General features: G+C 64.6%; 7 protein-coding genes. 2 read left to right on the plus strand and 5 right to left on the minus strand.

Annotation, left to right across the window (positions count from 1 at the left end):
• Nucleotides 1-43: 43 nt before the first annotated feature.
• The 5 genes from QZH45_RS13025 to QZH45_RS13045 form a co-directional block, all read right to left on the minus strand.
• Nucleotides 44-12523: an amino acid adenylation domain-containing protein gene (locus QZH45_RS13025; RefSeq protein WP_432783775.1), complete on the minus strand. Its 12480-nt coding sequence runs from the start codon at nucleotides 12521-12523 to the stop codon at nucleotides 44-46.
• 58 nt (nucleotides 12524-12581) lie between these two features.
• Complete coding sequence (locus QZH45_RS13030) at nucleotides 12582-15644, minus strand: non-ribosomal peptide synthetase (protein ID WP_055135611.1); 3063 nt, start codon at nucleotides 15642-15644, stop codon at nucleotides 12582-12584.
• 111 nt (nucleotides 15645-15755) lie between these two features.
• The gene (locus QZH45_RS13035; RefSeq protein WP_055135612.1) at nucleotides 15756-16802 is read right to left on the minus strand and encodes a TauD/TfdA family dioxygenase; all 1047 of its coding nucleotides are present in this window, start codon (nucleotides 16800-16802) and stop codon (nucleotides 15756-15758) included.
• A gap of 17 nt (nucleotides 16803-16819) precedes the next feature.
• Nucleotides 16820-20230 (minus strand): condensation domain-containing protein, encoded by a 3411-nt coding sequence (locus QZH45_RS13040; RefSeq protein ID WP_055135613.1) that lies wholly within the window; start codon nucleotides 20228-20230, stop codon nucleotides 16820-16822.
• An 8-nt stretch (nucleotides 20231-20238) separates the two neighbouring features.
• A complete protein-coding gene (locus tag QZH45_RS13045; protein WP_055135614.1) occupies nucleotides 20239-21216 on the minus strand; it encodes a TauD/TfdA family dioxygenase in 978 nt (325 codons plus the stop codon).
• A gap of 247 nt (nucleotides 21217-21463) precedes the next feature.
• Between QZH45_RS13045 and QZH45_RS13050 the strand changes: the two genes are divergently transcribed.
• The gene (locus tag QZH45_RS13050) at nucleotides 21464-23527 is read left to right on the plus strand and encodes a TonB-dependent receptor (protein WP_055135615.1); all 2064 of its coding nucleotides are present in this window, start codon (nucleotides 21464-21466) and stop codon (nucleotides 23525-23527) included.
• A gap of 106 nt (nucleotides 23528-23633) precedes the next feature.
• Complete coding sequence (locus QZH45_RS13055) at nucleotides 23634-25055, plus strand: diaminobutyrate--2-oxoglutarate transaminase (RefSeq protein ID WP_081325363.1); 1422 nt, start codon at nucleotides 23634-23636, stop codon at nucleotides 25053-25055.
• Nucleotides 25056-25135 lie beyond the last annotated feature (80 nt).

Here is a 25135-nt window from a genome sequence, read left to right on the forward strand (position 1 = left end):
GCGCCGCGGTGGTCAGGCAGTGACCCCGCGGCGGCTGCGCCACTCACTGGCTTTGGGAGTTCGGTTTGGTCTTGAGCTTGCCCAGCAGTTTGTCCAGGGACTTCTGGTTCAGCGCCTTGGCGAGCGGGAAGTCCGAGGGCATCAGCGCGCCGGCCTGCGGATCTAGGCAGTGTTCGACCAGCGCTTGCAGGTGCTCCAACAGGCGAGCGGGCAAGCGGCTGTCGGCCTCCGGCGTGACGCTGTGCCATTCGACACGCAACACGCCGTCCTCCAGCCACGCCACCACTTCGCGAGCATGGGTCACCCGGTTGGCCGGCGACACGTCCGCCGGTGGGGTAAGGCTGCTGGCGCGCAACCAGCCCTCGGGCGTCTGCTCATGTCCGAGGTAGTTGAACAGCACGTCGCCGTGGCTGGCCGACAGCTGACCGCGTTGACGCAGCAAGCCGTAGCCAAGGCCCTGGCCCGGCACGGCACGCAAGGCTTCCTTGGCGTTGCGCACCTGGTCGCCACGGGCGCCGCTGGCGCTGACGCGCAACGGGAACAGCGTGGTGAACCAGCCAACCGTGCGGCTGACGTCCAGGCCGTCGAAAGGCGCATCGCGGCCATGGCGCTCCAGATCCACGACGATGTCGCTGCGACCTTCGGTTTCCGCCAGGGTCGCGGCTAGGGCGGCGATCAGCAGTTCTTCCGGTTGCGTGCGGTACGCTGCGTGGGACTCGGTCAGCCATTGGTGGGTGCGGGTGGCCTCCCAACGGGCCGACAGGGTCCGGCGCTCGGCCACGGTGGCAACCGGCGGCCGGTTCACGCTGATCTGAGTGCTCCAGTAGCGCTGTTCGCCCGCGACCTTGGCGGCGTGGGCATGCAGGTGCTCGGCCCATTGCCGGTAGGAGGTGGTTTTCGCCGGCAAGGTGGTTTGTTCGCCACGCTCCAGCCCTGAATACAGCTGTTGGAAATCCTCCAGCAGCGGCGTCCAGGACACCGCATCCACCACAAGGTGATGAGCTACCAGATACAGGCGCTGCGGTTCACCTTCCAGCAGGGCCGCGGCAAACAGGGGGCCGTGTTGCAGGTCCAGGCTTTGTGCGACTTGTAGCAGTTGATCCGGGTGCTCGCAGCAAGTCAGTTGCGCAGGCGCTACGGGAGCGATCTGCGCTTGCCATTGGCCGTCGACCTCGGCGAAGCGCAGGCGCAAAGCGTCGTGGTGAGCGACCAGCCGATCCAGGGTGGCCTGTACCAGAGGCAGTTGCAGACGCCGGTCGCTGTCGGCCAGCACGGACTGGTTCCAGTGCGTGGCCTGGGGTTGTTGCTGATCGAAGAACCACTGGTGCAACGGCATCAATGGCATCGCACCGGTCACTTCGCCCTGTTCGGCCTGGGTCAGCAGGGCCGTGGTCACCAGGGCCAGCGCCGCCGGGGTGGGCGAGCGGAACAGGTCCCGTGGCGTCAGCGAGTAGCCGTGTTCGCGCAGGCGTGAGATCAGCTTCAGGCCGAGAATCGAATCACCGCCCAAGGCGAAGAAGCTGTCGCTGGTGCCGACCTCGCGGCCGCCGGTCAGACTTTCGCCGAGCAGCTCGCCGAACAACTGGCACAACAGGCTTTCCAGCGCGTTGCGCGGCGCGGCGTAGTCTTTCCGGGTTTGCGGCAAGGGCAGGGCCGCCAGGGCCTTGCGGTCGATCTTGCCGTTGCTGTTGAGCGGCAGCGTCGGGACGTGGACCCACACCGCCGGCACCATGTAGGCCGGCAACTCGGCGGCGAGCAGGGTGTCGAGGCCCGATTGCGCCGCGCTGCTGCTGTAGAACGCCACCAGCCGGTTATCGATGACCAGGGTGCAGGCCCCGGTGATGGCCGGCAGGTTCAGCACCGCGGCGTCGATCTCACCGAGTTCGATACGCTGGCCGCGCAGCTTCACCTGGTGATCCAGACGTCCGAGGTATTCGATGTTGCCATCGGCCAGGAAACGGCAGCGGTCGCCGGTGCGGTACAGGCGATCACCGTCGATGAACGGGCTGGCGAGGAAGCGTTCCTCGGTCAAATCCGGACGCTTGAGGTAGCCCCGAGCGACGCCGACACCGCCGATGTACAGCTCACCGATGCTGCCGATGGGCAGCGGCTGCAGGCTTTCGTCGAGGATGTACAGGCGCAGGTTGGCGATGGGTTTGCCGATGGGCACGATCACATCGTCCACCGAGCAGCGCCAGACCGACACGTCGATGGCCGCTTCGGTCGGGCCGTACAGGTTGACCAGTGCCGCCGGGTGTTGGCCCATGAAACGCCGCACCAGATCCACCGGCAGCGCTTCGCCGCTGGCAAACACCTGGCGCAGGCTGCGGCAGTCGACCAGGCTCGGCTCCTCGACAAAGGCGCGGAGCATCGACGGTACGAAGTGCAACGTCGTGACCTGTTCCTGCTGGATCAGTTGGCTGAGGTATGCCGGATCGCGATGACCATCCGGACGGGCCACCACCAGGGTGGCGCCGGTGATCAGCGGCCAGAAGAACTCCCACACCGAGACGTCGAAGCTGTACGGGGTTTTCTGCAGCACGCGGTCGTTCGGACCAATCGGGAACGCGTCCTGCATCCAGTACAGGCGGTTCATCAAGGCGCCGTGTTCGTTCATCACGCCTTTCGGTTGGCCGGTGGAGCCGGAGGTGTAGAGCACGTAGGCCAGGTCGCTGGCCGCGACGCTGATCGGGTCGAACGCCGGAGCCTGGGGCAGGGTGTCGAGGGTCCAGGCCTGATGGCCGGTTGGCAGGCGCGACAACCACTGCGCCTGGGTCAAGGTGACCTTGGCGTCAGCGTCTTCGATCAGGAAGGCCAGGCGCCCGGCGGGCAGTTCCGGATCCAGCGGCAGCCAGGCGGCGCCGGCATGGACGATACCGAGCAGGGCGACGACCATGTCTACCGAGCGTTCCATGCACACCGGCACGATGTCATCGGTGCCGATGCCGGCCGCACGCAGGGCCCGGGCAACGGCTTGCGCCCGTTGATCCAGCTCGGCGTAGCTCAGGCGTTGACCTTCGAACACCAGCGCCGGGGCGTTGGGGCTGAGGGCGGCTTGTTGGCTCAGGGCGGTGTGCAGGTTGGTCGGGCCGCTGTAGTGACGCTCGGTGGCGTTCCAGCGGTCCAGTTGCTGCTGATCCTGCTGCTGCGGGAACAGCTCGATCAGCGTTCGCCCAGGCGCCGCCACCAACGCATCCAGCAGCGCACACCACTGCGCGCTCCAGCGTTGCATCGTCGACTCGTCGAACAGCGCCGCTTGGTATTCCAGCGCCAGGGTCATGTCGTTGCCGTCATCCTGGACTTCCCAGCTCTGTTCGAACTTGGCGTCGATCACCGGCAGCGTCTGCTCTTCGACCTCCAGTCCCGGCCATTGGCTGCTGTCCACGCGGCCATAGTTGAGGGAGAACAGCACCTGGAACAGCGGCGTGCGGTTCAGGTCGCGGTGTTGGGCGACGGCGCCGACCAGGGTGGCGAAGGGCAGGTCCGCGTGGGCCTGGGCCGCACGCAGATCGGCTTCGAGACTGGCGAGCAATTGCTCGGCCGGGGCCCGCTGGTCGACTTCGCTGCGGATCACCAGGGTGTTGACCAGGCAGGCCAGCAACGTCTGGGATTGCGGCTGATCGCGCTGGTCCGCCGGGGTGCCGAGACGAATCTCGCGCTGGCCGCTGTGACGCGCCAGCAGTGCGCTCAGGGCCGAGGCCAGCACCACGTAAGTGGTGGTGCCGCGCTGGCGGGCGAACTGGCGGATCGATTCGGCGCGCTGGGCACCGAGGTTGACGATCAGTTGCCGGGCTCGACGATCGGCTTCGGCGCCCCGTGGATGGTCGATAGGCAGGTCGAGCTGGTAGTCGTCCTGGCCCAGGTGGTTTTTCCAGTAATCCAGGCTGTCATTGCGTCGGGCCTGGGTGTCCGGGTGCTGTTGCCACAGGGCGAAGTCGACATAGTCGATCTCCAGCGGCGCCCAGCCCGGCGATTGCCCTTCGAGGCCGGCGGCGTAGGCCTGGGTCAGCTCATCGATGAGCAATTGCATGGCCCAGCCGTCGGTGGCGCTGTGGTGCAGGCACACCAGTAACAGGTTTTCGTCACTGCCCTGGCGTTGCAGCAGGTGCGCACGCCAAGGTGCGGCGGCAGCCAGGTCGAACGGCGCCATCAACTCGGCTTGGGCCGTGGCGCAGGTCTTGGTCCAATCCTGTGTGGCAACGGCAGTGACCGCGAGCGCCGGCCCGTGATCGTCGATCAGCAGTTGCGGCTCGCCCTGGACTTCGACAATCCGGCTGCGCAGCACCAGGTGGCGTTGGCTGACCTGCTCGAAGGCTTCACGCAAGACGCGGACCTGCAGCTCGCCGCGCAACGTCAGGGCGAACGGCATGTGGTACTCACGAGAATCCGGCACCAGGCGACTGAGCATCCAGAAGCGCTTCTGTGCCAGCCCCAAGGGCAGTGCCGCCGGACGCGGCTGCGCGGTGATCGATTCGTCCGCTGTCGCCGCGTGTACGTAATCGGCCAGGGCCGCGACCGTCGGGTGTTCGAACACCAGCGCCAACGGCAGGGAAACCCCCAGGCGTTCACGGACGCGGCTGACCAGTCGGGTCGCCAACAGGGAATGGCCGCCGAGCTGGAAGAAGTGATCTTCGATGCCAACCGACGCGCAGTCCAGCACTTCGCTGAACAACTCGCAGAGCGCGCTTTGCGTGGCAGTGCGCGGCGCGGTGTACGGCCGGTCGCTGTGGTGTTCCGGCAGCGGGGTGGCGGCCAGGGCCTTGCGGTCGAGTTTGCCGTTGCTGTTCAGAGGCAGGCTGTCGAGCTGGACGAAGAAGCTCGGCAGCATGTGCGAGGGCAGGCTGTCGCTCAATGCGCTGCGAATGGCAGCCTCGTCGGCGTCACCGCACCAGAAGCTCACCAAGCGTTGGTCCAGCAGCAGGGTCGCAGCGTCGCGAACGCCGCTTTGCGCCAGCAGCTCAGCGTCGATTTCGCCAAGTTCGATACGCTGGCCACGCAGCTTCACCTGGTGATCCAGGCGCCCGAGGTATTCGATGTTGCCATCGGCCAGGAAGCGGCAGCGGTCGCCGGTACGGTACAGGCGATCCCCGTCGATGAACGGGCTGGCGAGGAAGCGTTCCTCGGTCAAATCCGGACGCTTGAGGTAGCCCCGAGCGACGCCGACACCGCCGATGTACAGCTCACCGATGCTGCCGATGGGCAGCGGCTGCAGGCTTTCGTCGAGGATGTACAGGCGCAGGTTGGCGATGGGTTTGCCGATGGGCACGATCACATCGTCCACCGAGCAGCGCCAGACCGACACGTCGATGGCCGCTTCGGTCGGGCCGTACAGGTTGACCAGTGCCGCCGGGTGTTGGCCCATGAAACGCCGCACCAGATCCACCGGCAGCGCTTCGCCGCTGGCAAACACCTGGCGCAGGCTGCGGCAGTCGACCAGGCTCGGCTCCTCGACAAAGGCGCGGAGCATCGACGGTACGAAGTGCAACGTCGTGACCTGTTCCTGCTGGATCAGTTGGCTGAGGTATGCCGGATCGCGATGACCATCCGGACGGGCCACCACCAGGGTGGCGCCGGTGATCAGCGGCCAGAAGAACTCCCACACCGAGACGTCGAAGCTGTACGGGGTTTTCTGCAGCACGCGGTCGTTCGGACCAATCGGGAACGCGTCCTGCATCCAGTACAGGCGGTTCATCAAGGCGCCGTGTTCGTTCATCACGCCTTTCGGTTGGCCGGTGGAGCCGGAGGTGTAGAGCACGTAGGCCAGGTCGCTGGCCGCGACGCTGATCGGGTCGAAGGCCGGGGCCTGGGGCAGGCTGTCGAGAGTCCAGGCCTGATGGCCGGCAGGCAGGCGCGACAGCCACCGGGCTTGGGTCAGGCTGACCTTGGCGTCAGCGTCTTCGATCAGGAAGGCCAGGCGCCCGGCGGGCAGTTCCGGATCCAGCGGCAGCCAGGCGGCGCCGGCATGGACGATACCGAGCAGGGCGACGACCATGTCCACCGAGCGCTCCATGCATACCGGCACGATGTCATCGGTGCCGATGCCGACCGCACGCAAGGCACGGGCGACGGCTTGAGCCCGGTTATCCAGCTCGGCGTAGCTCAGGCGCTGGCCTTCGAACACCAGCGCCGGGGCGTTGGGGCTGAGGGCGGCTTGTTGGCTCAGGGCGGTGTGCAGATCGGTGGGGCCACTGTAGTGACGCTCGGTGGCGTTCCACTCGACCAGTTGGCGCCGACGCTCTGTCACCGCTAATGGCGACCAGTCCGCGAGGCGGGTCTGTGGTGCATCGAGCATGGCTTCAAGCAATTGCTGCCATTGCTCCAGCCAGCGTCGGGCGGTGGTTTCGCTGAACAGCGCGGCGCGGTATTCCAGCAACACCGACAGCACCTCGCCGTCATACACTTCCCAGTTCAAGTCGTACTTGGTGGCCTGGGCGCTCACGGCACGTTCGCTGACCTGCAACGATGGCCATTGCGGGCAGGACGAGTCCGCGTTCTGCATGGCGAACAGCACTTGGAACAACGGCGTCTGGCCGAGACTGCGGGCCGGCTTGAGGTGCTCGACAACCTGGTCGAACGGCACGTCCTGATGCTGCTGGGCGTCCAGTACGCGGTTGCGAACCTGATTCAGCAGACCTTCGAAATTCAGGCTCGGATCGAGATCGGCGCGCATGACCACGGTATTGACGAAGCAACCGATCAGCGGCTGCAGCTCGGCGAACGGACGTTGGGCCACCGGGCTGCCGACGCGCACGTCGCGCTGGTTGGCGTAGCGACCCAGCAGCAATTGCGCGGCGCTGAGCATCAGCATGTACAGGGTGGCGCCGCGTTGCTGGGCGAACTGTCGCAGGCGTCCCACCAGCGCAGGCGGCAGCTGCAATTGCACCGCACCGGCTGCCGGGGCGAGTAGGTTGGGGCGGCCCTGTTCGGTGGGCAGGTCCAGCAGGTAGTCGCCGTCCTCCAGTTGCCCACGCCAGTATTCCAACTGGCTGCTGAACGCGGTCTGTTGCCCCGGCTCGCGCTGCCAGAGGGCGTAGTCGGGGTATTGCAGTACCAGTTCCGGCAGCGCGGCTGCCGTGCCCTGGCAATGGGCGCTGTAGCAGCGGCCCAGTTCATCCAGCAGGTTCTGACTGGAGGCATCGTCGGTGGCGCAGTGGTGCACGGTGAGCAGCAGCAAGGCCTGGGCGTGGCCGCAGCGTTGCAGCAGGGTGGCGCGGATCGGCACTTGGCTGGCGAGGTCGAAACGGCGTCCGGTTTCTGCGTGGATGGCGTCGTCGGTCAATTGCTGCCAGTGCGCGTCGCTGGTCGCTTCCAAGGCTGTCGACTGCAAGGCGATGTCGACCTGCGGTTCGATGATCAGCGCCAACTCGCCGTCGCTCTCGCGCACGATGCGGCTGCGCAGGATTTCGTGACGTTGGACCACGTTGTTCAGGGCCGCTTGCAGGGCCCGGGTGTCGAGTTTACCGTCCAGTTGCACGGCGCTGACCACGTTGTATTCACCACCGCCGGCACTCAGTTGTTCCAGGAACCACAGGCGTTGTTGTTCAAACGACAACGGCAAGCGCGCCGGGCGTGGCGCCGGAACGAATGTCGCTGCGGGCGCTTGCAGCGGGGCGCCCAGCAGCGCGGCCAGGGCCTCCAGGGTCGGGTGTTCGAACACGGCCCGCAGCGGCGGCACTGTGGCGAACTGTTGGCGCAGACGGGCAAACAACACCGCAGCCAACAGCGAATGACCGCCGAGGTGGAAGAAATGGCTGTCGCGACCGATCTGCGTCGACGGCACTTTCAGCAACTCCGACCACAACATGGCGACTTGTCGTTCGGTGCTGCTGCGTGGCGGATCCAGGGTGTCCGGCGCAGCCTGTTGTTCAAACAGTTGGGCGAAGGTCAGGTGCGTAGCTACCGCCATCTCGGTGCGGTTCCTCTCCATCGCCGTACGCTGCCACTCCGCGTCCATCAACAGCGGCAGGGCGGCCACTGGGCGTTGCGGATCGGCGAGCATTTGCTCGAGCAAGTGCTCCAGGCTGGCCAGGGTCTGGCGGGCGCTGTCGGCGACGAACAGGTCCAGGGCAAACATCAGCTCCAGTTGGATCGGTGCATGGGCCGGGCACAACACGTGCAGATCCAGGTCGCATTCCGAATGCCGCAGCGGGGTGTCCAGCGCTTCGATTTCCAGCCCGGGGAAGCGCAAGCGCGACTCCATGGCCAATTGCTGAGCCACCATCACTTGGTACAGCGGTGCGTGGCTGAGGCTGCGGGGCAGTTGCAGGCTGTCCACCAGTTGCTCGAAGGGCAGGTCCTGATGCTGCAAGCCGCAGCGCAGGCGCTCGGCGACCTGTTGCACCAGGGCGGTGAAATCCGCTTGTGGCACAAAGTCGGTGCGGATCGCCAGGTTGTTCAGCAGGATGCCGAGCAGGCCTTCGGTGCCCGGTTGTTCGCGATGGGTCACCGGGGTGCCGACCAGCACGGTGGTATCGCCGCTCAAGCGGTGCATCAACACGGCGAAACCGGCGAACAGCACCGTGAACGGCGTGGTGCCGAGGCGGCTGGCGAAGGCTTGTACCCGGCCACTGAGGTCGGCACTGAGTTCGCGCTGGACGATCCCGGCGCGGTAGCTCTGCATTGACGGCCGTGGATGGTCGGTGGGCAGCGCCAGCAACGGGCTGCCGTCGCTGTCGCGGCGGTCCAGGGTGCTGGTCCAGTAATCGAGCTGGCGCTTGAGTTCGGCGCCTTGCAGGTGTTCGCGCTGCCAGAGGGCGAAGTCGGCGTATTGCACCGGCAGGGCCGGCAGCTCGGCGGCGGCGCCGTTGCAGCGGGCTTCATAACCCAGGGCCAGTTCCCGCAGGGCGATGGTGGCCGACCAGGCGTCCGATACCAGGTGATGCAGGGCGATGCCGAGCACGTGCTCTCCCGGCGCGAGGCGCAACAGACGGGCACGTAGCAGTGGTGGGCAGGTCAGGTCGAACGGCTGCTCGAACGTGTCTTGCAGGGCAATGAATTGCGCACCTTCGCGAGCGGTGGCGGTCAGGCCGGACAGGTCTTCGAAAGGCAGCACGATGTCCAGTGATTCGCTGATGCGTTGGCAGGGCAGGCCATCGGTGCCGTGGATGCCGGTACGCAGGATTTCGTGGCGCGCCAGCAGATCGTTCAGGCTGGCGTGCAACGCCTCGACATTGAGTTCGCCCTTGAGGTGCAGGGCGAACGGGATGTTGAACAGCGTCGTGCCCGGCGTCAGTTGCTCGATGAACCACAGGCGTTGTTGCGAGAACGACAGCGGCAACAGGGCCGGGCGCGGCTGGGCTTTCGGTGCCTTGAGGGCGACGGCTTGTGGCGCGGCGGCGTCGGCCTGGCGAGCGGCGATGTTCACGGCCAGCAAGGCCACGGTGGGCTGTTCGAACAGCGTGCGCAGCGGCAGGTCGAGTTTGAAATGGTTGCGCAGTCGCGCAACGATCTGGGTCGCCAGCAACGAGTGGCCACCGAGGGTGAAGAAGTTGTCTTCCACGCCAATGGTGTCGCGCCCCAGGACCTCGGCCCAGATGGCCGCCACGGCGGTTTCCAGTGGATTGCGCGGGGCAATGCTTCGCCGGGTATCGGCCTGCCAGTCCAGTACCCGGGCGGCCAGGGCCTTGCGATCGACCTTGCCGTTGTTGTTCAGCGGCAGTTTGTCCAGGCAGACGAAGGCGGCCGGCACCATGTACGGCGGCAGTTGTGCCCGCAGGTGCTCGCCCAGGCCGTCGCTGCCCAGGGTGTCGTCATGGGCCGACCAGTACGCCACCAGCCAGGCTTCACCGACGCTGTTTTCCCGCAGCAGCACGGCGGCTTCGCGCACGTTCGGGTGCTGCGCGAGGCGGTGTTCGATTTCGGTCAGTTCTATCCGGTGGCCGCGCAGTTTCACCTGCTGGTCGCGGCGGCCGAGGTATTCGATCACCCCGTCTGCGCGCCAGCGTCCCAGGTCACCGGTGCGATACACGCGACCTTCAAGTTGCGGATGTTCGATGAACGCTTCGGCGGTGCGTTGCGGATCGTGCAGGTAGCCACGGCCGACGCCGACGCCACCGACACAGATTTCCCCGGCGACACCCACAGGCAGCGGACGCAGGGCTTCGTCCAGCACATACAGGCGGTTGTTGGCGGTCGGCTGGCCGATGGGCATGTGGCTGATGTGAGCGGCCGGGGCTGCGAAGATCGGCTGGAACGCTACGTCGTCGGCGCATTCGGCCGGCCCGTAGGCATTCATCAAGGCAATGTCGGGGAAGCGCGCGAACCAGTCCCGGGCCACGGTCGGCGGCAGGGCTTCGCCGGTGGGCAGCACCCAGCGCAGGTCCGGCAGTTGCAGGTCACACGGGCACAGGGCGAGCAGGGTGCGCATCAGGCTCGGGACGATTTCCAGCACGCTCAGGCGTTCGCTGGCGAGTACCTGCAGCAGGCGCTGCGGGTCGTGGGCGACTTCGTCCGGGAGGATGTGCACGGTGGCGCCGAGCACTGGCGCGGCGAGGAACTGCCACACGGAAATGTCGAATGCCACCGAAGCGGTCTGCGGGATCCGGTCCTCGGTGCCGAGCCCCAGGGCCGGGACCTTGCCGAAGATGTTGTTGAGCATGCCCCGTTGTTCGATCATCACGCCCTTCGGCGTACCGGTCGAACCCGAGGTGAAAAGGACGTAGGCGAGGCTGTCCGGGCGGCCGAGAGCAGGCAGCGGCGCGTCGTTGCCAGTCTTCCAGCAGGCTTCGGCGAACAGCGCCACGGGGGCCTGATCGAGACCGCTGAGCAACGGGTCGAGCAGCGCGCTGCAATCTTCGCTGGCGACCAACAACGGCGCGCGGGACAGGCTGAGGATCTCCCGCAGGCGCTCGGGCGGATGATTGACTTCCAGGGGCAGCATGGCCGCGCCGGTCTTGAACACGGCAATCATCATGGTCAACAGCGCCAGGCCGCGAGGGGCGGCCAGGGCGATCAGTTGATCCTCGTCGGCACCGGCCTTGCGCAAGGCATGGGCCAGTCGTGTGGAGCGCTGGTCCAGCTCGGTGTAGGTCAGGGACTCGCCGTCACAGAGGGCGGCGACCTGTCCGCCGCGTTGGGCGACCTGGTGGGCAAACAACTGCGCGTAGCTCTGATCCAGCGGGAAATCATGAGGATTGACCGCCCAATTGCCCAACAGTTGTTGGCGTTCTTCGGCGGCCAGCAATTCGAAACTGCCCAGCGGCGCATCTGGTGCCGCCAGCATGCCCGCCACGAGGCTGGCGATATGGCCCAGCAGGCGCTCGACGGTGGCGGCTTCGAAGCGTTCGCGGTCATAGGACACGCGGATGCCCAGTTGCTCACCGGGCAGGATCACCACGGTCAAGCCGTAGTGGGTGTGCACGCTGTGGTCCATGCCTTCGAGGCTGAACTGGAAACCGCCTTCGAGGATCTGTTCGTCGATGGGCGCGTTCTCGAACACCAGGATGCTGTCAAACAGGGTTTCGCCCCGGGGGAAGTCGCTCCAGCCCTGGATGTCCGTCAGGGGCGTGTGCTCAAAGTCGCGCATGTCGACGTTGAGGCCTTGCAGGTCATTCAGCCAATTGCCGAGGGGCGCATCCGGGTCCACCGACACCCGCAGCGGCAAGGTATTGATGAACAGCCCGATCATTTCCGCGACGCCGGTCAGGTCCGCCGGACGACCGGCCACGGTGACGCCGAAGACCACGTCCCTTTGGCCGCTGTAGCGCGACAGCAACAATGACCAGACGCCCTGGAAGAAGGTGTTCGGGGTGATCCGACGGCTACGGCAGAACGCCGCCAGCGCCTGGGTTTGCTGTTCGCTCAGGTGAATCAGCTGATCGTCCACCAGCACCGCGTCGGTGTAGCGATCATGGGCCACGCCGTTGTCCACGGTCAGCGGCGTCGGCGCATTGAGGCCTTGCAGTTGGCCGCGCCAGAATTGCTCGGCCTTGCCCGCATCCTGGCGTTGCAGCCATTGGATGTAGTCGCGAAACGGCCGTGGGCTTTTCAGCTCCGGGGTCCGGTCGTTGCACAGTGCCTCGTAGACCTTGAGGAAGTCCACCGTCACCAGGGAGATGCACCAGGCATCCATCAGGATGTGATGGAAGCTGCGAATGAATTCGTAGGATTCATCGGCCAGGCGCACCAGCCGGAAGCGGATCAGCGGTGGCTTCGACAGGTTGAAGCCGACTTTCTGTTCGTCTTCCAGCAGGCTGCGGATGCGCGCCTCCTGCTCGTGGGCGGCAAGTCCGCGCAGGTCGAGGGTGTCCAGCGGTACCTTGACCTCACGGTGGATCACCTGCACCGGTTGCTTCTGGCTTTTCCATTGGAAACTGGCGCGCAGGGAAGGGTGCAGCGCCACCACCTGGCGCCATGACTCCAGGAAGGCCACTTCATCGATGGCCCCGCCGATGCGGTAGCGGTCCTGCATCAGATAGACACCGGAGTCTTCGTGGAGCAGGGAGTGGAAGAGCATCCCTTGCTGCAACGGCGACAGCGGATAAACGTCTTCGATTGGATTGCCGGTGGTTTTTTCGGTGGTCATTGAAAGCGTCCTGCGTAAAAGGGGGCAACGGTGATGGCCTGGCAGCGGGAGGCGCGACTCACAGGTCGGCCTCGTCCAGTTCGGCCATCAGCGCTTGCATTTCGTCGTCGGACAGGCCCGAGGCGCTGAACTCGGCACTGTCTGCCAGCGGCTCGGCGGCGGACTCGGCCAGTGGCTGCGCGACCTCGGCCATGGCGGCGATGGTCTGGCGTTCGAAGACTTGTTTGGCCGAGAGCGCGATCCCTTGCTCATGGGCCTGGGCCACCACTTGCAGGCTCAGGATCGAGTCACCGCCGATGGCGAAGAAGTTGTCGGTGACGCTCACGTTCGCCAGCTTCAGGACCTTGGCGACGATGGCTTGCAAAGTGGTTTCCATGGCGTTGCGCGGCGCGACGTGGGTGCTTTCGTCGAACTGGTCCGGGTCGGGCAACTGACGGGTGTCGAGTTTGCCGTTGGGGGTGCGTGGGAACGTCGCCAGGGTCAGCACCTGGGCCGGGACCATGTACGACGGCAGGCGCTCACCGAGGAAACGCTTGATCGCCTCCGAGTCCGGTGCATAGCCATGTGCGGCCAGGACGTAGGCGAGCAGACGCTTGCCGGCCGCGTGCTCCTGCACGATCACCGCGGCTTCGCGCACGTCGCTGTGGCTGCACAGTTGCCGTTCGATTTCCCCGAGTTCGATGCGATAGCCGCGCACTTTGACCTGGTGGTCCTTGCGTCCGAGGAACGCCAGGCGCCCGTCGGCCAGCCAGCAGGCCAGGTCTCCGGTACGGTAGGCACGAGTGCCGTCGGCCAGGGTGACAAAGGCCTTGGCGGTTTCTTCCGGTTTGTTGCGGTAGCCCCGCGCCAGGGTCGGGCCGGCGAGGACGATCTCACCCGGTTCACCGATGCCGCAGGCATGGTCGAACTCGTTCAGCAGGCGCAGGTCCATGCCGGCAATCGGACGGCCGATGCTGACGCTGCGGCTCGGCTCCAGTACCTCATGACTGGCCCAGACCGTGGCCTCGGTAGGGCCGTATTCGTTCACCAGGCGGGCGTGTGGCAGGGTCTTGCCGTGTTGGGCGACCAGGGCCGGTGGGCAAGCTTCACCGGCGACGATCCAGCATTCGAGGCTGTCGGCGCTGGCGGTGCGCTGCAATTGGTCGAGCAGGGCCTGATACAGCGACGGCAACGACAGGCCGTGACTGACCTTGTGCTGGGCAACCAGCTGCGCCAGGCGCGCCATCTCCAGCTCTTCCCCAGGCGCCGGCAGTACCAGCCGGCCACCTTGGGCCAGGGTCCAGAAGATCCCGGCGACCGAGCTGTCGAAGGCAAACGACGACAACAGCAGGTAGGCGCGCACGGGCGTTTCATAGGCAGCCATGCGTATCTGGGTCGAGAAGCTCAGGGCGCCATGGCTGATTTCCACGGCTTTCGGTGCGCCGGTGGAACCCGAGGTGTAAATCAGGTAGGCGAGGGCGTTCGCGTCAGGCAGGGGCAGCGGCGGCAGGTCGCTCGTGTCGTGTCCGCTCAAGTCATTCAGCACGAAACGTTGCAGGGTCGCCGGCAGGCTGTCGGCCAATTCGGCACTGACCACAATGTGGCCGATGCCGCTGTCGGCCAGCATGTAGGCGCGACGATCGGCCGGGTAGGTCGGGTCGATCGGCACATAGGCGCCACCGGCTTTCAACACCGCGAGCATGGCGACGATGGCGGCGTTGCTGCGCGGGAACAGAATGCCGACGGGCACGTCGCGGCCGATGCCGGCGGCTACCAGTTGATGGGCCAGACGGGTGGCGCAGGCGTCGAGGCGGGCGTAGCTCAGGTCGCCGCCGGTGTCGCTGAGGGCGATGGCGTCCGGTTGCTGACGAACCTGACGGGCAATCAGGTCCACCAGGGTCAGCGGCTCGATGGATGGAGAACTCGGCGTGTTAGCGATAATCGCTGATTGCAACGGTCCGCCGAGGGGCAGGTGGGACCAGGCCTGTTGCGGTTCGGCCAGGGCGCCTTGCAGCAATTGCAGCCACTGTTCGCCAAGGCTGCGTGCGGCTTCGGCGCTCAGGGTGTGGCGATCGTAAATCACGCTGGCGTGCAGGCTGTCCGGCAATTGGCGGACATTCAGGCAGGCTTTCACCGGGCCCATCAGCGCGTCGGCATAGCGTTCCCGGGCATCACCCGAACGCCAGGCGAAGGCGTAGCCCGTGGTGAGGTCCCGGGTGTAATAGTCTTGCCAGCCGGTGCTGCGTTCCACCGAGGCGGCCAACTGTTGACTCTGCTGGAGCAGGGTGGCCTGGGCATCCAGGTCGATGTTCAGGGGCAGGCACTGTTCGAACACGCCGAGGACGTTGTCCAGTTCGGCGCCACGGCTTTCGTGGATCAGAGTCAGCGGGACCTGCTGCTGACCGGCCAACCGGCCGAGTACCGCCACCCAGGCGGCGAGCATCAACGCCGAGGTCAGGGCCGGGTGACGGGCGAATTCAGCGGGGAGGGCCAGTGCCTGTCGGGCAGGGGCGAAGCCGGCACCGCTGGGCGCTTCGAGGGACAGTTGCAAGGTGGGCTGCTCGGCCTCGTCCATGACTTTCCAGAAGCTCACGCCTGGATGGCCGGGTTCGTCTTCCACCAGGTTCCAACGCCATTCGGCGTAGTCGGCGTATTGCAGGGCCTCGGACAGGTCCGGCAGGGCATCTTGCAGCAGGGCGTCGGCCAACAGTCTGAGGCTGACGAGGTCGAAATGGCTGCACGCGCCGGCCAGGTCCAGCACCGCTGTTTGATCCGACAGCCGCACCAGGGTCACGGCCAGCGGCGCGGTCCAGTCCCGTGGTTGCGAAACCAGGCGCGCCAGTTCGGCATCCTGATCGGCGCTGTTGTGCTGGCGCAGATCCAGCTGGGCCACCGTCAGTGTGCCGGCCGCGTCGATGACCTGCACCGGATGACGCAGGCCGGGTACCGGTACCAGGCGAGTCCGCAGGATTTCACTGGCGGCCAGTAACGCTTGCAGGCGGCTGTTCAGCGCGTCGACGTCGGTCGGGCCGGACAGCGACCATTGCAAGTGACAACCGAACGGGTGCTCGGCAGCGCCCTTGATGTGGGGATACAGCGCTGCCTGTTGCGGCGAAATACGAAAACCTTGAAGTCCGCTCATGTTCAACTCGACTGGAAAATGGGGTTTGATCTGGGGGAAGCGCCGGCGCCGGGGCTTACGAACTGACCGTCACGCAAGCCGCTGGCGAACGACGGGTGCCGCCGTTGAAAGTCAAAGGGTCACGTCGCTCGACAGCAGGGCTTCGGCCATGCCGGTCATGATTGCGCGCTTGCCGGTAAAGGGTTCGCGACCGTGGACCGCGAGCATGTTGTCGATGAACAACACATCGCCCTGTTGCCAACTGAAGCGCACCAGCGAGTCGAGGTAGGCCGCTCGCAGCGACTCCAGGACCTGCGGCTCGATGGGTTCGCCGTCGCCATAAAAGGTGTTGGTGGGCAGGTCGAGGTCGGTGAAGTTGCTCTGCAGCGAATCGCGGATGTGCGGCGGCAGGGTGCTGATGTGGAAGAAGGTGGCATGGTTGAACCAGACCTCTTCACCCGTGCGCGGATGGCGCACCACGGCGGGTCCACGTTGGCGGGTGCGCAGACGATTGTTGTCTTTCCATTCCACTTCGATGCCAACGCTGGCGCAGTAGCTTTCGACTTCGCTACGGTCTTCGGACTGGAACACGCTCTGCCACGGCAGGCCGAAACCGTCGCCATAGTTGCGCACGTACATCACGCCTTTTTCCCGGAAGCGTGCTTCGATCTCCGGGCTGATGGCGGCCTTGACCCCACGGGTCGAGCCAATCGGGGTTTCGCCACCGGTCTCGGAGGGAAGCTGGCAATAGAAGAACAGTCGCAGGGGGAAGCGCGGCGAATAGGAGTGTTCGTTGTGGGGGAAAATCATCTGGTCGGCCGGGTAGTCGGTCGAGGTGTAGATGTTGCCGCCGACCCGGGTCCGGGGCGAAGCACGGAACATGTATTCCAGGGCGCCCGGGGAGAGGGCGGCGATCACTTGGTCGAACTGTTCGACGGACGTCACGTTGAACCCGCGAAACAGCAGGGCACCGTATTGCAGCAGTTTTTTCTCCAGGGACTCGCGTTCGCCAGCGGCCCAGGCCACCAGATCGACGCCACTCACCGCAGGCTCGATCACCAGCGGCAGGGCGTGGTCGGGGCTGAGCAGGCGTTCGGTGACCAGTTGCTGTTCCGAGACGTTCATGGCTTTGCGGCGCACGGCGCCAAGGGCGCGGGGCGATGGGGGCAGGGTAGACATAACGGCATCCGACTCGGTTAAAGGGACATTGAGCGACGTTTGGCTTGCAGCATCTGGCTGCGACCGGCCAGCGTCCGGGCCTGTTGCCGCTCGCGCTGGAGGGCCTGGTCCCAGGTCGCGATGCGCTCGGCCAGGGCCGGCAGCGGCTCGTCCAGCAGGTGGCGCATTTCTTCCAGCAGGTGTGTCCACAGGTGTTGCAGGCGCAAGGCGCGGTCCTGGTCGAAATATTCGCCGCGATACTTGAGGGTCGCGCCGAGCCCTTCGGTGCCGTGCACCAGGTCGAGCACCAGGTGGAAATCTCCCGGAGCCTGTGCCACCTCCAGGGTCTGCAGGTGCGCGCCGGCGATGGCGGTCGGTGTGACGCGGGAAGGTTGATAGTTGAGCTTCACCTGGAACAGCGGCGAGTGGCCGGGCAGGCGCTGCGGCGCCAGGGCCGACACCACCAGGTCGAAAGGCAGGCCTTGATGGGCATAGGCCAGGCGCGCCTCATCGCGAACACGCTCCAGGAAACCGGCCAGGGTCGGTTCACCCTGCAGGTTGCATCGCAACGTCAGCTGGTTGACGAAGAAACCGATGACATCGTTGTGCTCCGCCAGTGGACGGCCGCTGACGTCAGTGCCCAACAGGAATCGTTGTTGGCCGCCCAGTTGCTTGAGCACCAGCTGATAGCTGGCCAGCAACAACATGAACAAGGTCATGCCGCGCTCGCGGGCCAACTTTGAAAGCGGCTCGCAGGTGGCCTGGGGCACCTTGAAGTCCAGGCTGTGTTCGCCCGGGGTCTGGCCACTGCCGCCCAGTTCGAGGGTCTGTGGCAGACCGGCCAGATGCTCACGCCAGAAGTCCTGCTCGGTGACGATCCGCTGTTCGCTCCAGTGCGCCGCTTCCCACTGGGCGAAATCGAGGTACTGCACCGGCCACCCGGCGTCCGCCGAGCCAGCCAGTTCCGCCAGCAGCACTTGCGCCGAGCGACCGTCAAATGCGATGTGGTGCACGGTCAGTAACAGATCGTGTTGCTGGTCCGTTTGACTCAGCAACTGCGCCCGCAGTATGGGGCCGTTGACCAGATCCACCGGTGTGACGTGTTCGCTCGCCAGGCAGTCGCGCAGCGCTTGCTGTTCGGTCTGCCCGTGCCAGTTCAACGGCACCGGCGTGGCGGGCAGAACCTGTTGCTGCGGGCCGTCCACACCGTCGCGATAGACCGTGCGCAGCACGCTATGGCGATTGACGAGGCTGTTCAAGCGCTCGGCCAACCCCTCGACGTCCAATGGACCTTGCAGGCGCAGGTGCAGCACCAGATTGTGGCGGGTGTCGTCCGGGTTCATCTGGCGCAGGAACCACAGCCGGCGTTGGGCGAAGGACTGGCGAGTTTCGCTGCCATCCGTACGTTCGGCAGAAGGGCTGACTGCGGTAGACGGCGCACTGAGGAACGCCAGCAGATCTTGCGCCCATTGCGCCAGGGTCTGTTCGCCGAACAGGCTCTGAGTATCGAGGTTCCAGCCCAGGTCCCTGTGCAGGCGAGCGGCAAAATCGGCGACGCCGATGGAGTCCAGGCCTTGGCCGATCAGACTCCGTTCGACGTCTGGAAGCAGATACGGATTCACCCCGTGCAAGGTCTGCTGGAGCCATTGCCGGCAAGCGGCCTGGGCGTCTTGCGCCGAGGCCTGGACAAGATTCTTGAGTTGGTCGAGGCCAAGGGTTTCGCCGCTGGAAGCGAGCTGCCCGCCGCTCTGGGCGATGAGGCTCAGCGTCCCCGCCGCCAGTTGCTTGCGCGCACCTTGGCGGGCGATCTTGCCACTGGTGGTCATCGGGATGGTGCCGGCTTCCACCAGCACAATCTGGTCGATGCCGCAGTCGGCGGCTTCGCGCACGGCGTTCTGCATCGAGGCAAACAGCGCCGGGTGCCGCGCCGGGTCGACGAACTTGCGCTGCGGCTCGGCGACGATCACCAGTTTCTCCCGGCCCAGGGTCGGGTCCATTTCCGAGAACGCGGCGATGCGCCCGGTGCGGATGCCCGGTTCGGCATCGGTGATGGCGAATTCGATGTCGTGGGGGTACAGGTTGCGTCCGTTGAGAATCAGCAAGTCCTTGAGCCGCCCGCAGATCACCACCTGGCCTTCGTGCATGAAGCCCAGGTCGCCGGAGCGCAGGTAATGCTCGGTCGAGCCGACAATGCGCGCTTCAAAGGCTTCGCGGGTGGCCTCGGGGTTTTTCCAATAGGACTCGGCGTTGCTCGGCCCCTTCAGCCACACCTCACCGATGCGGTCGGCAGCGCAGCGTTCGTGGGTTTGCGGGTCGACGATGGCAATGCTGTGCAAAGCCTGGGGGAAGCCACAGGCAACGAATTCGACGGCGGCGACATCGGCGGCCGCCAGGGCCACGCGACCGGTTTCCAGCACTGCTTTGTCCAGGCGCAGCGTCACCGGCAATGCATCTTCCGGCGTAGCGCTGACACACAGAGTCGCTTCGGCCTGGCCGTAACCGGGGCTGATTGCCAATGGGTTGAGGCCACAGGCGGCAAAGCGTTGGGCGAAGGTTTCCAGGGTGCCGGGGTGGATCGGCTCGGCGCCGTTGATGGCGTGTTTCCAGGCGCTCAGGTCTAGCTGGGCGATCAGGTTGTCGCTGACTACCCGGTTGCACAGGGCGTAGGCGAAATTTGGCGCGAAGCTGACGGTGCCACGGTAGCGGCTCAGCGCCTGCAGCCAGGTCGACGGCGCGTTGACGAAGGTCTGCGAAGCCATCAGGTAGCAGGGCATGCCGCTGTAGATCGGCGCCAGCAGGCCACCGATCAGGCCCATGTCGTGGTACAGCGGCAACCAGTTGACCATGGCGCCGTGTTCATCGAAACCGTAGGCCTGGCGCATCAGCTCGACGTTGGCGATCAGGTTGCGCTGACGCACCTCGACGCCTTTGGGCGAACCGGTGGAGCCGGAGGTGTATTGCAGGAAGGCCACGGTCGAGCCGTCGATGGTCGGGCGCTGCCATTGACTGGCCGGTGGCGTGCCCAGGTGCTGGACGGTGAGCACGTCGACACGGCCCTCCACCAGCTCCAGCAAACCTTCGCAATGATCCGCCGGAGCGAGAATCAGTGCCGGCTCGGCGTCCACCACCACATTGCGCACGCGTTCGAGGTGCCGCGGTTTGCGCGACGGCGGCGGAAACAATGGCACGGCGATCATGCCGGCATACAGGCAGGCGCAGAAAGCACGGGCGTAGTCGAGGCTGCTGGGCAGCATCAGCAACACGCGATCACCCGGCGCATAGCGCGATTGCAATGCGGCCGCCAGGGACCGGGACTGCTCATGCAATTGAGAGAAAGTCAGGGTTCCGCCGATCGTGACGCCATCCGGCAAAAAATGCAGGGCGGCACGCTCCGGAAAGCGCCGGGCATTGGTTTCCAGCACTTCGATCCATTGTTTGAATGAAGACATTGTGCAATTCACGCCATGGCCACGATGACCTTGCGGTCACCGGTGTAAGGATTGCGACCGTGTGCGACCAGTCGGTTATCGAGCATCAGCACGTCGCCGGGTTGCCAGGTGAAGCTGATGGCGGTCTGGCGGTAGACCTCGCGCACGCGGTCGAGCATCTCGTCGGGGATGGCCGAGCCGTCGCCGAAATACACATGGCGCGGCAGGTTCTCTTCACCCACGGCGGCCAGGAGGCTGGCGCGTACGCTCGGTTCGATGGCCGACACATGGAACAAGTGAGCCTGGTTGAACCAGACCCACTCGCCGGTCTCGGGATGCTGCTGCACCGCCGCGCAACGCTGACGGGTGCGCAGGTCGCCGTCGGCTTTCCATTCCCACTCGATGTCGTTGTCCTGGCAGTAGCGTTCGACCTGGGCCCGGTCCTCGGTGTTGAAGACTTTCTGCCAGGGCAGGTCCAGGGCGCCGCTGTAGTTGCGCACGTAAAGCAGCTCGCGGCTGGCGAACAGCTCGCGGATCTCGGTGGGCATGCGCTGGTAGATCAGGCGACTGTCGGCAATCGGCGTCTCGCCGCCGGTTTCACTGGCCTTGATGCAGTGGAACCAGATGCGCGACGGCCAGGGCCGGGTATAGGCCTGCTCGTTGTGCAGGGGAATGAACTGATGGGCCGGGTATTCCGTGGAGCTGTACACCCCGGCGAAGACTTTGCTGCGTGGCGTGGAGCCGAATTCATAGCTGGCCAGCGGAGCGCCGAAGCTGGCGGCGAAGCGCTTGAAATCGATAGGGGTCGCTACGTTGAAACCGCGAAACAAGACCCCGCCCACGGTGCTGAGCAGGTGGGGAAGACTGTCGCGCAGCGATGCGTCCAGATCGTGAATCGACTGCCCAGGCGCCGCCTGCACCAACACGGGCAATGAGTGCTCACCGCCGTCCGTGGAAGTCATTGAAAAAGGCTCGGAACGCCTGTCCAGGTGTTCGATTGAGGTCATCCTTGCACATCCTCTTCTATCTTTTTCGACCCGTTACAAGGCCTGGAGATGGCGCACCAGGCGCATCTGTAGGACTCGTCTGTAGTGTTTTGGATCTAATACAAGACGACATACTAGGTACAAATGAGAGAGATTATCAATACTATTTATTTAATTTTTTTTTTGGATTAGACTCCGGTCCGCTGGCGCCAAACAGCGTTCGGCCAGCTCAAAAAAACCAAAAATATCTGTCGCAGGGGTGCGGGGCTTGAATTTCAAAAAGAATACAATTGCGTTGGCTGTGGGGTCGGCAATCGGTCTCGGCAACTGTGCATGGGCAGCGGAAGAATCCACTGCCGTGGAGATCGCTCCGATCACTGTGACGGGTGAGAAAATCAACCGTACGCTGGAGCAGACCCAGTCCAGTGTGGTGGTCGTTACTGAAGAGAAGCTGCGCGAGCATAACGACAAGAACCTGGTGGATCTGTTCGCTCGTACACCAGGTGTCTATGGCCAGGCCGATAATGAAACCTGGGGGATTCGTGGCGTGCCGGTGTCGGGTTTTGATGACCAGGGGCCGGCAGCCCTCAATGGCGCGGTCTCTGTGTATGTCGACGGTGCCGTGCAGCCGAACCGTGCCTTGACCTTGAGTCCGGTTCCTCTCTGGGACGCCGAGCAGGTCGAAGTCTTCCTCGGCCCGCAATCCACTACCCAAGGCCGTAACTCCCTGGCCGGTGCAGTAGTGATCGAGACCAAGAAACCGACGTTCCAGCCCAGCTTCTCGGCGCAAACCAGTATGGGGAACTATGGTGAGCATGGGGCGGCGGTCGCAGGTGGTGGCGCCATCGTCGATGAGAAGATCGCTGGCCGGATTGCCGTGGACTATACCGACGGTGACGGCTACATCCGCAACACCGCGCTCGATAAGGACGCCAATCCGCATCGCACCAGCAACACCCGCGGCAAATTGCTGATCCTGCCCAATGATGACACTGACGTTCTGTTGACCTACGTTCATAGCGAACACCGCCAGGGTGACCGCTCGACGATGCGAGGCGCCGATGGCAAGCCCAGCTATTACGACATCTCGTCCAATACCGAGGCCTTCGACAACCTCAAACAGGACACCCTCAGCGCTAAGGTGAATTATCGTCTGAACGATGCCTGGTCGCTGACCAGCATGACTGCCAATACCAGCTCGGACTACAGCAATCGTCTGGACTTTGACCAGACTGCCGTGGACAACGAGGTCGTCCTGCGTAAGCAAGACGGTAATCTGTTCAGTCAGGAGTTGCGCCTGAACTACGACGCGGACACGGTGAAGAGTTTCGTCGGTGCCTACTACGGCCACAACACCAACAAATTCCATGATCGCTTGTTGTTCGATAATGTCCTGGTTCGCACCGTCAAGGGTGATACCACGATTGATAACAAGGCGGTGTTCGGTGAAGTCAACTGGACATTCGCGCCACGCTGGACGTTGATCACCGGTCTGCGTTACGACCACGAAACAAACGATACCGATATCGACCAGGATGGTTCCTTCGCTCCGGCGACCGTCAAGAAATCGTTCGACGCCGTGCTGCCGAAGCTCGGTATCGACTACGAACTGGCAACGGATCAGTACCTCGGTTTCATGGTGCAAAAGGGCTATCGCGGTGGTGGCGTCAACCTGCGCTCCGGTAGCGGACACCAGGCCTACGATCCGGAATACACCACCAACTATGAACTGTCCTATCGCGGTTCGTTCTTCGACAAGACCCTACGTACCCGCGCCAACCTGTACTACACCGACTGGAAAGACCAGCAGGTCAGTGTTCGGCGCAACGGCAGCAACTTCGTTGATGTCTTCAACGCCGGTCGCAGCGACATCAAGGGCCTGGAGGTCTTTGTCGAAAAAGATGTCAATGAACAATTGACGCTGACAGCAGGTGGCGCTGTGACCGACGGCAAGTACAAGGACTTCGTTACCGGCTCCGGCCAGGACATGAGCGGCGAATCGTTCCTTTCGTCGCCCAAGTACAAGATGTCGGTGGGCGCTATCTATCACTATGACGACCGCCTGATGTTCGGCACGGACGTGACCTATCAAAGCACTGCGCCTTCGGAATACGAATTCGATTCCAACAACAAGGTCACCGGTGAGCGTCGGAGCGACAACTATGTACTGGTGAATTTCAACACCGAGTACAAGGTCACCAAGAACGTCGCCGTGTCCGCTTACGTGAAAAACGCGTTCGACAAGGAATACATCACCAATAACACCAGTGACGACGTTATCGACGTCGGCGCACCACGCACGTTTGGCATGATCCTGCGCTACGACATGTAAGCCCAGGGGGGCGGGAAGGCAATCTTCCCGCGCCCGTCTGCAGCGCCACGGGTGTTTGTTTTCAGGCTGTTGTTCCCTTCCAAACCCAGCCTCCATGGAGGAAATCATGAACGCTTTTTCAAATGCCACAACGGGTGGCGCGCCACAGCTACGCCTGTTGCATACCGGTCTGTCGAACCCTTACTGCCTGGACCCAACGCCGCTGCTGGAGCGCCAGCAACAGCAGGAATCCAATGCCCGCAGCTATCCAAGGCGCATTCCCCTGGTGCTCGAACGGGCCCATGGCATTTACGTGCAGGACAGCCGGGGGCAAGTCTTCGTCGATTGCCTGGCGGGCGCCGGCACCCTGGCCCTGGGCCACAACCACCCAGTCATTATCGAAGCCATCACCCAGGTCATGGCGGCCGGCGTGCCCATGCACACCCTCGACCTCATGACCCCCGTCAAGGACGCCTTCGTCCAGGAAATTTTCGCGTGCCTGCCCAGCGAGTTCGCGCGCAATGCCCGCATCCAGTTCTGCGGCCCAAGCGGAGCCGATGCGGTCGAAGCCGCGCTCAAGCTCACCCGCACCGCCACCGGCCGCCACTCGGTGCTGGCCTTCGAAGGTGCTTATCACGGCATGACCCTGGGCACGCTGGCGATCAGCGGCAACCTGTCGCCAAAAAATGCCCTCGGCGCACTGACGCCGGGAGTGCAGCGCTTGCCGTATCCGCACGATTTCCGTTGTCCGTTCGGCGTGGCCGGGGAGCAGGGCGTGACCTTGAACGTGCGTTATCTGGAGCACCTGCTCAATGACCCGGAAAGCGGCGTGACCGCCCCGGCGGCGATGATCCTGGAGCCGATCCAGGGCGAGGGCGGGGTGATTGCCGCGCCGGACCGCTGGCTCCAGGAACTGCGCCGCTTGACCCAGGCCCACGGCATTCCGCTGATCGTCGACGAGATCCAGTGCGGCATCGGCCGCAGTGGCCGGATGTTCGGCTTCGAGCAGTCGGGGATCACCCCGGACGTCATCACCCTGTCCAAGGCCATCGGCGGTGGCCTGCCGCTGGCGGTGATGGTCTACAACGATTCGCTGGACACCTGGCAACCGGGCGCCCACGCCGGCACGTTCCGCGGCAATCAACTGGCCATGGCGGCCGGCACCGCGACCTTGCGCTTCATTCGCGATGAAGGCCTGGTCAAGCATGCCGAAACCGTGGGCGCTCACCTGCGCAAACAGCTACAGGCGCTGCAAAGCGAGTTCGCCTGGATTGGCGACGTGCGCGGGCGCGGGCTGATGTTGGGCATGGAAATCGTTGACCCACAGGGCACCGTCGACGTGCAGGGCCATGCACCGACGGATACCACCCGGGCCAAGGCTTTCCAGCAGGCCTGCCTGAAGCATGGCTTGATCGTCGAACTGGGCGGGCGCCATGGCGCGACGGTGCGCTTCTTGCCACCGCTGATCATCACCGACCAGGAAATCGATTTCGTCGCGCAAATCCTGTTCCAAGCGGCCAGCACGATCAACGAGCGTCCCGTTCGCTAAAGGACTCCCAAGGGGCTTGCCGACAGGGACGGCAAGCCTGTTGGTTGGGGAGAGGTCACCAGACTTTTGATACCCGTACA

Origin of the sequence: Pseudomonas corrugata, from assembly GCF_050920615.1 — a bacterium.
GTDB lineage: Bacteria > Pseudomonadota > Gammaproteobacteria > Pseudomonadales > Pseudomonadaceae > Aquipseudomonas > Aquipseudomonas corrugata.

What these genes read in the sequence shown, in the direction of transcription:
- QZH45_RS13025 (WP_432783775.1), bottom strand. Translation starts at nt 12,523, where the DNA reads ATGACCACCGAAAAAACCACCGGCAATCCAATCGAAGACGTTTATCCG.
- QZH45_RS13030 (WP_055135611.1), bottom strand. Translation starts at nt 15,644, where the DNA reads ATGAGCGGACTTCAAGGTTTTCGTATTTCGCCGCAACAGGCAGCGCTG.
- QZH45_RS13035 (WP_055135612.1), bottom strand. Translation starts at nt 16,802, where the DNA reads ATGTCTACCCTGCCCCCATCGCCCCGCGCCCTTGGCGCCGTGCGCCGC.
- QZH45_RS13040 (WP_055135613.1), bottom strand. Translation starts at nt 20,230, where the DNA reads ATGTCTTCATTCAAACAATGGATCGAAGTGCTGGAAACCAATGCCCGG.
- QZH45_RS13045 (WP_055135614.1), bottom strand. Translation starts at nt 21,216, where the DNA reads ATGACCTCAATCGAACACCTGGACAGGCGTTCCGAGCCTTTTTCAATG.
- QZH45_RS13055 (WP_081325363.1), top strand. Translation starts at nt 23,634, where the DNA reads ATGAACGCTTTTTCAAATGCCACAACGGGTGGCGCGCCACAGCTACGC.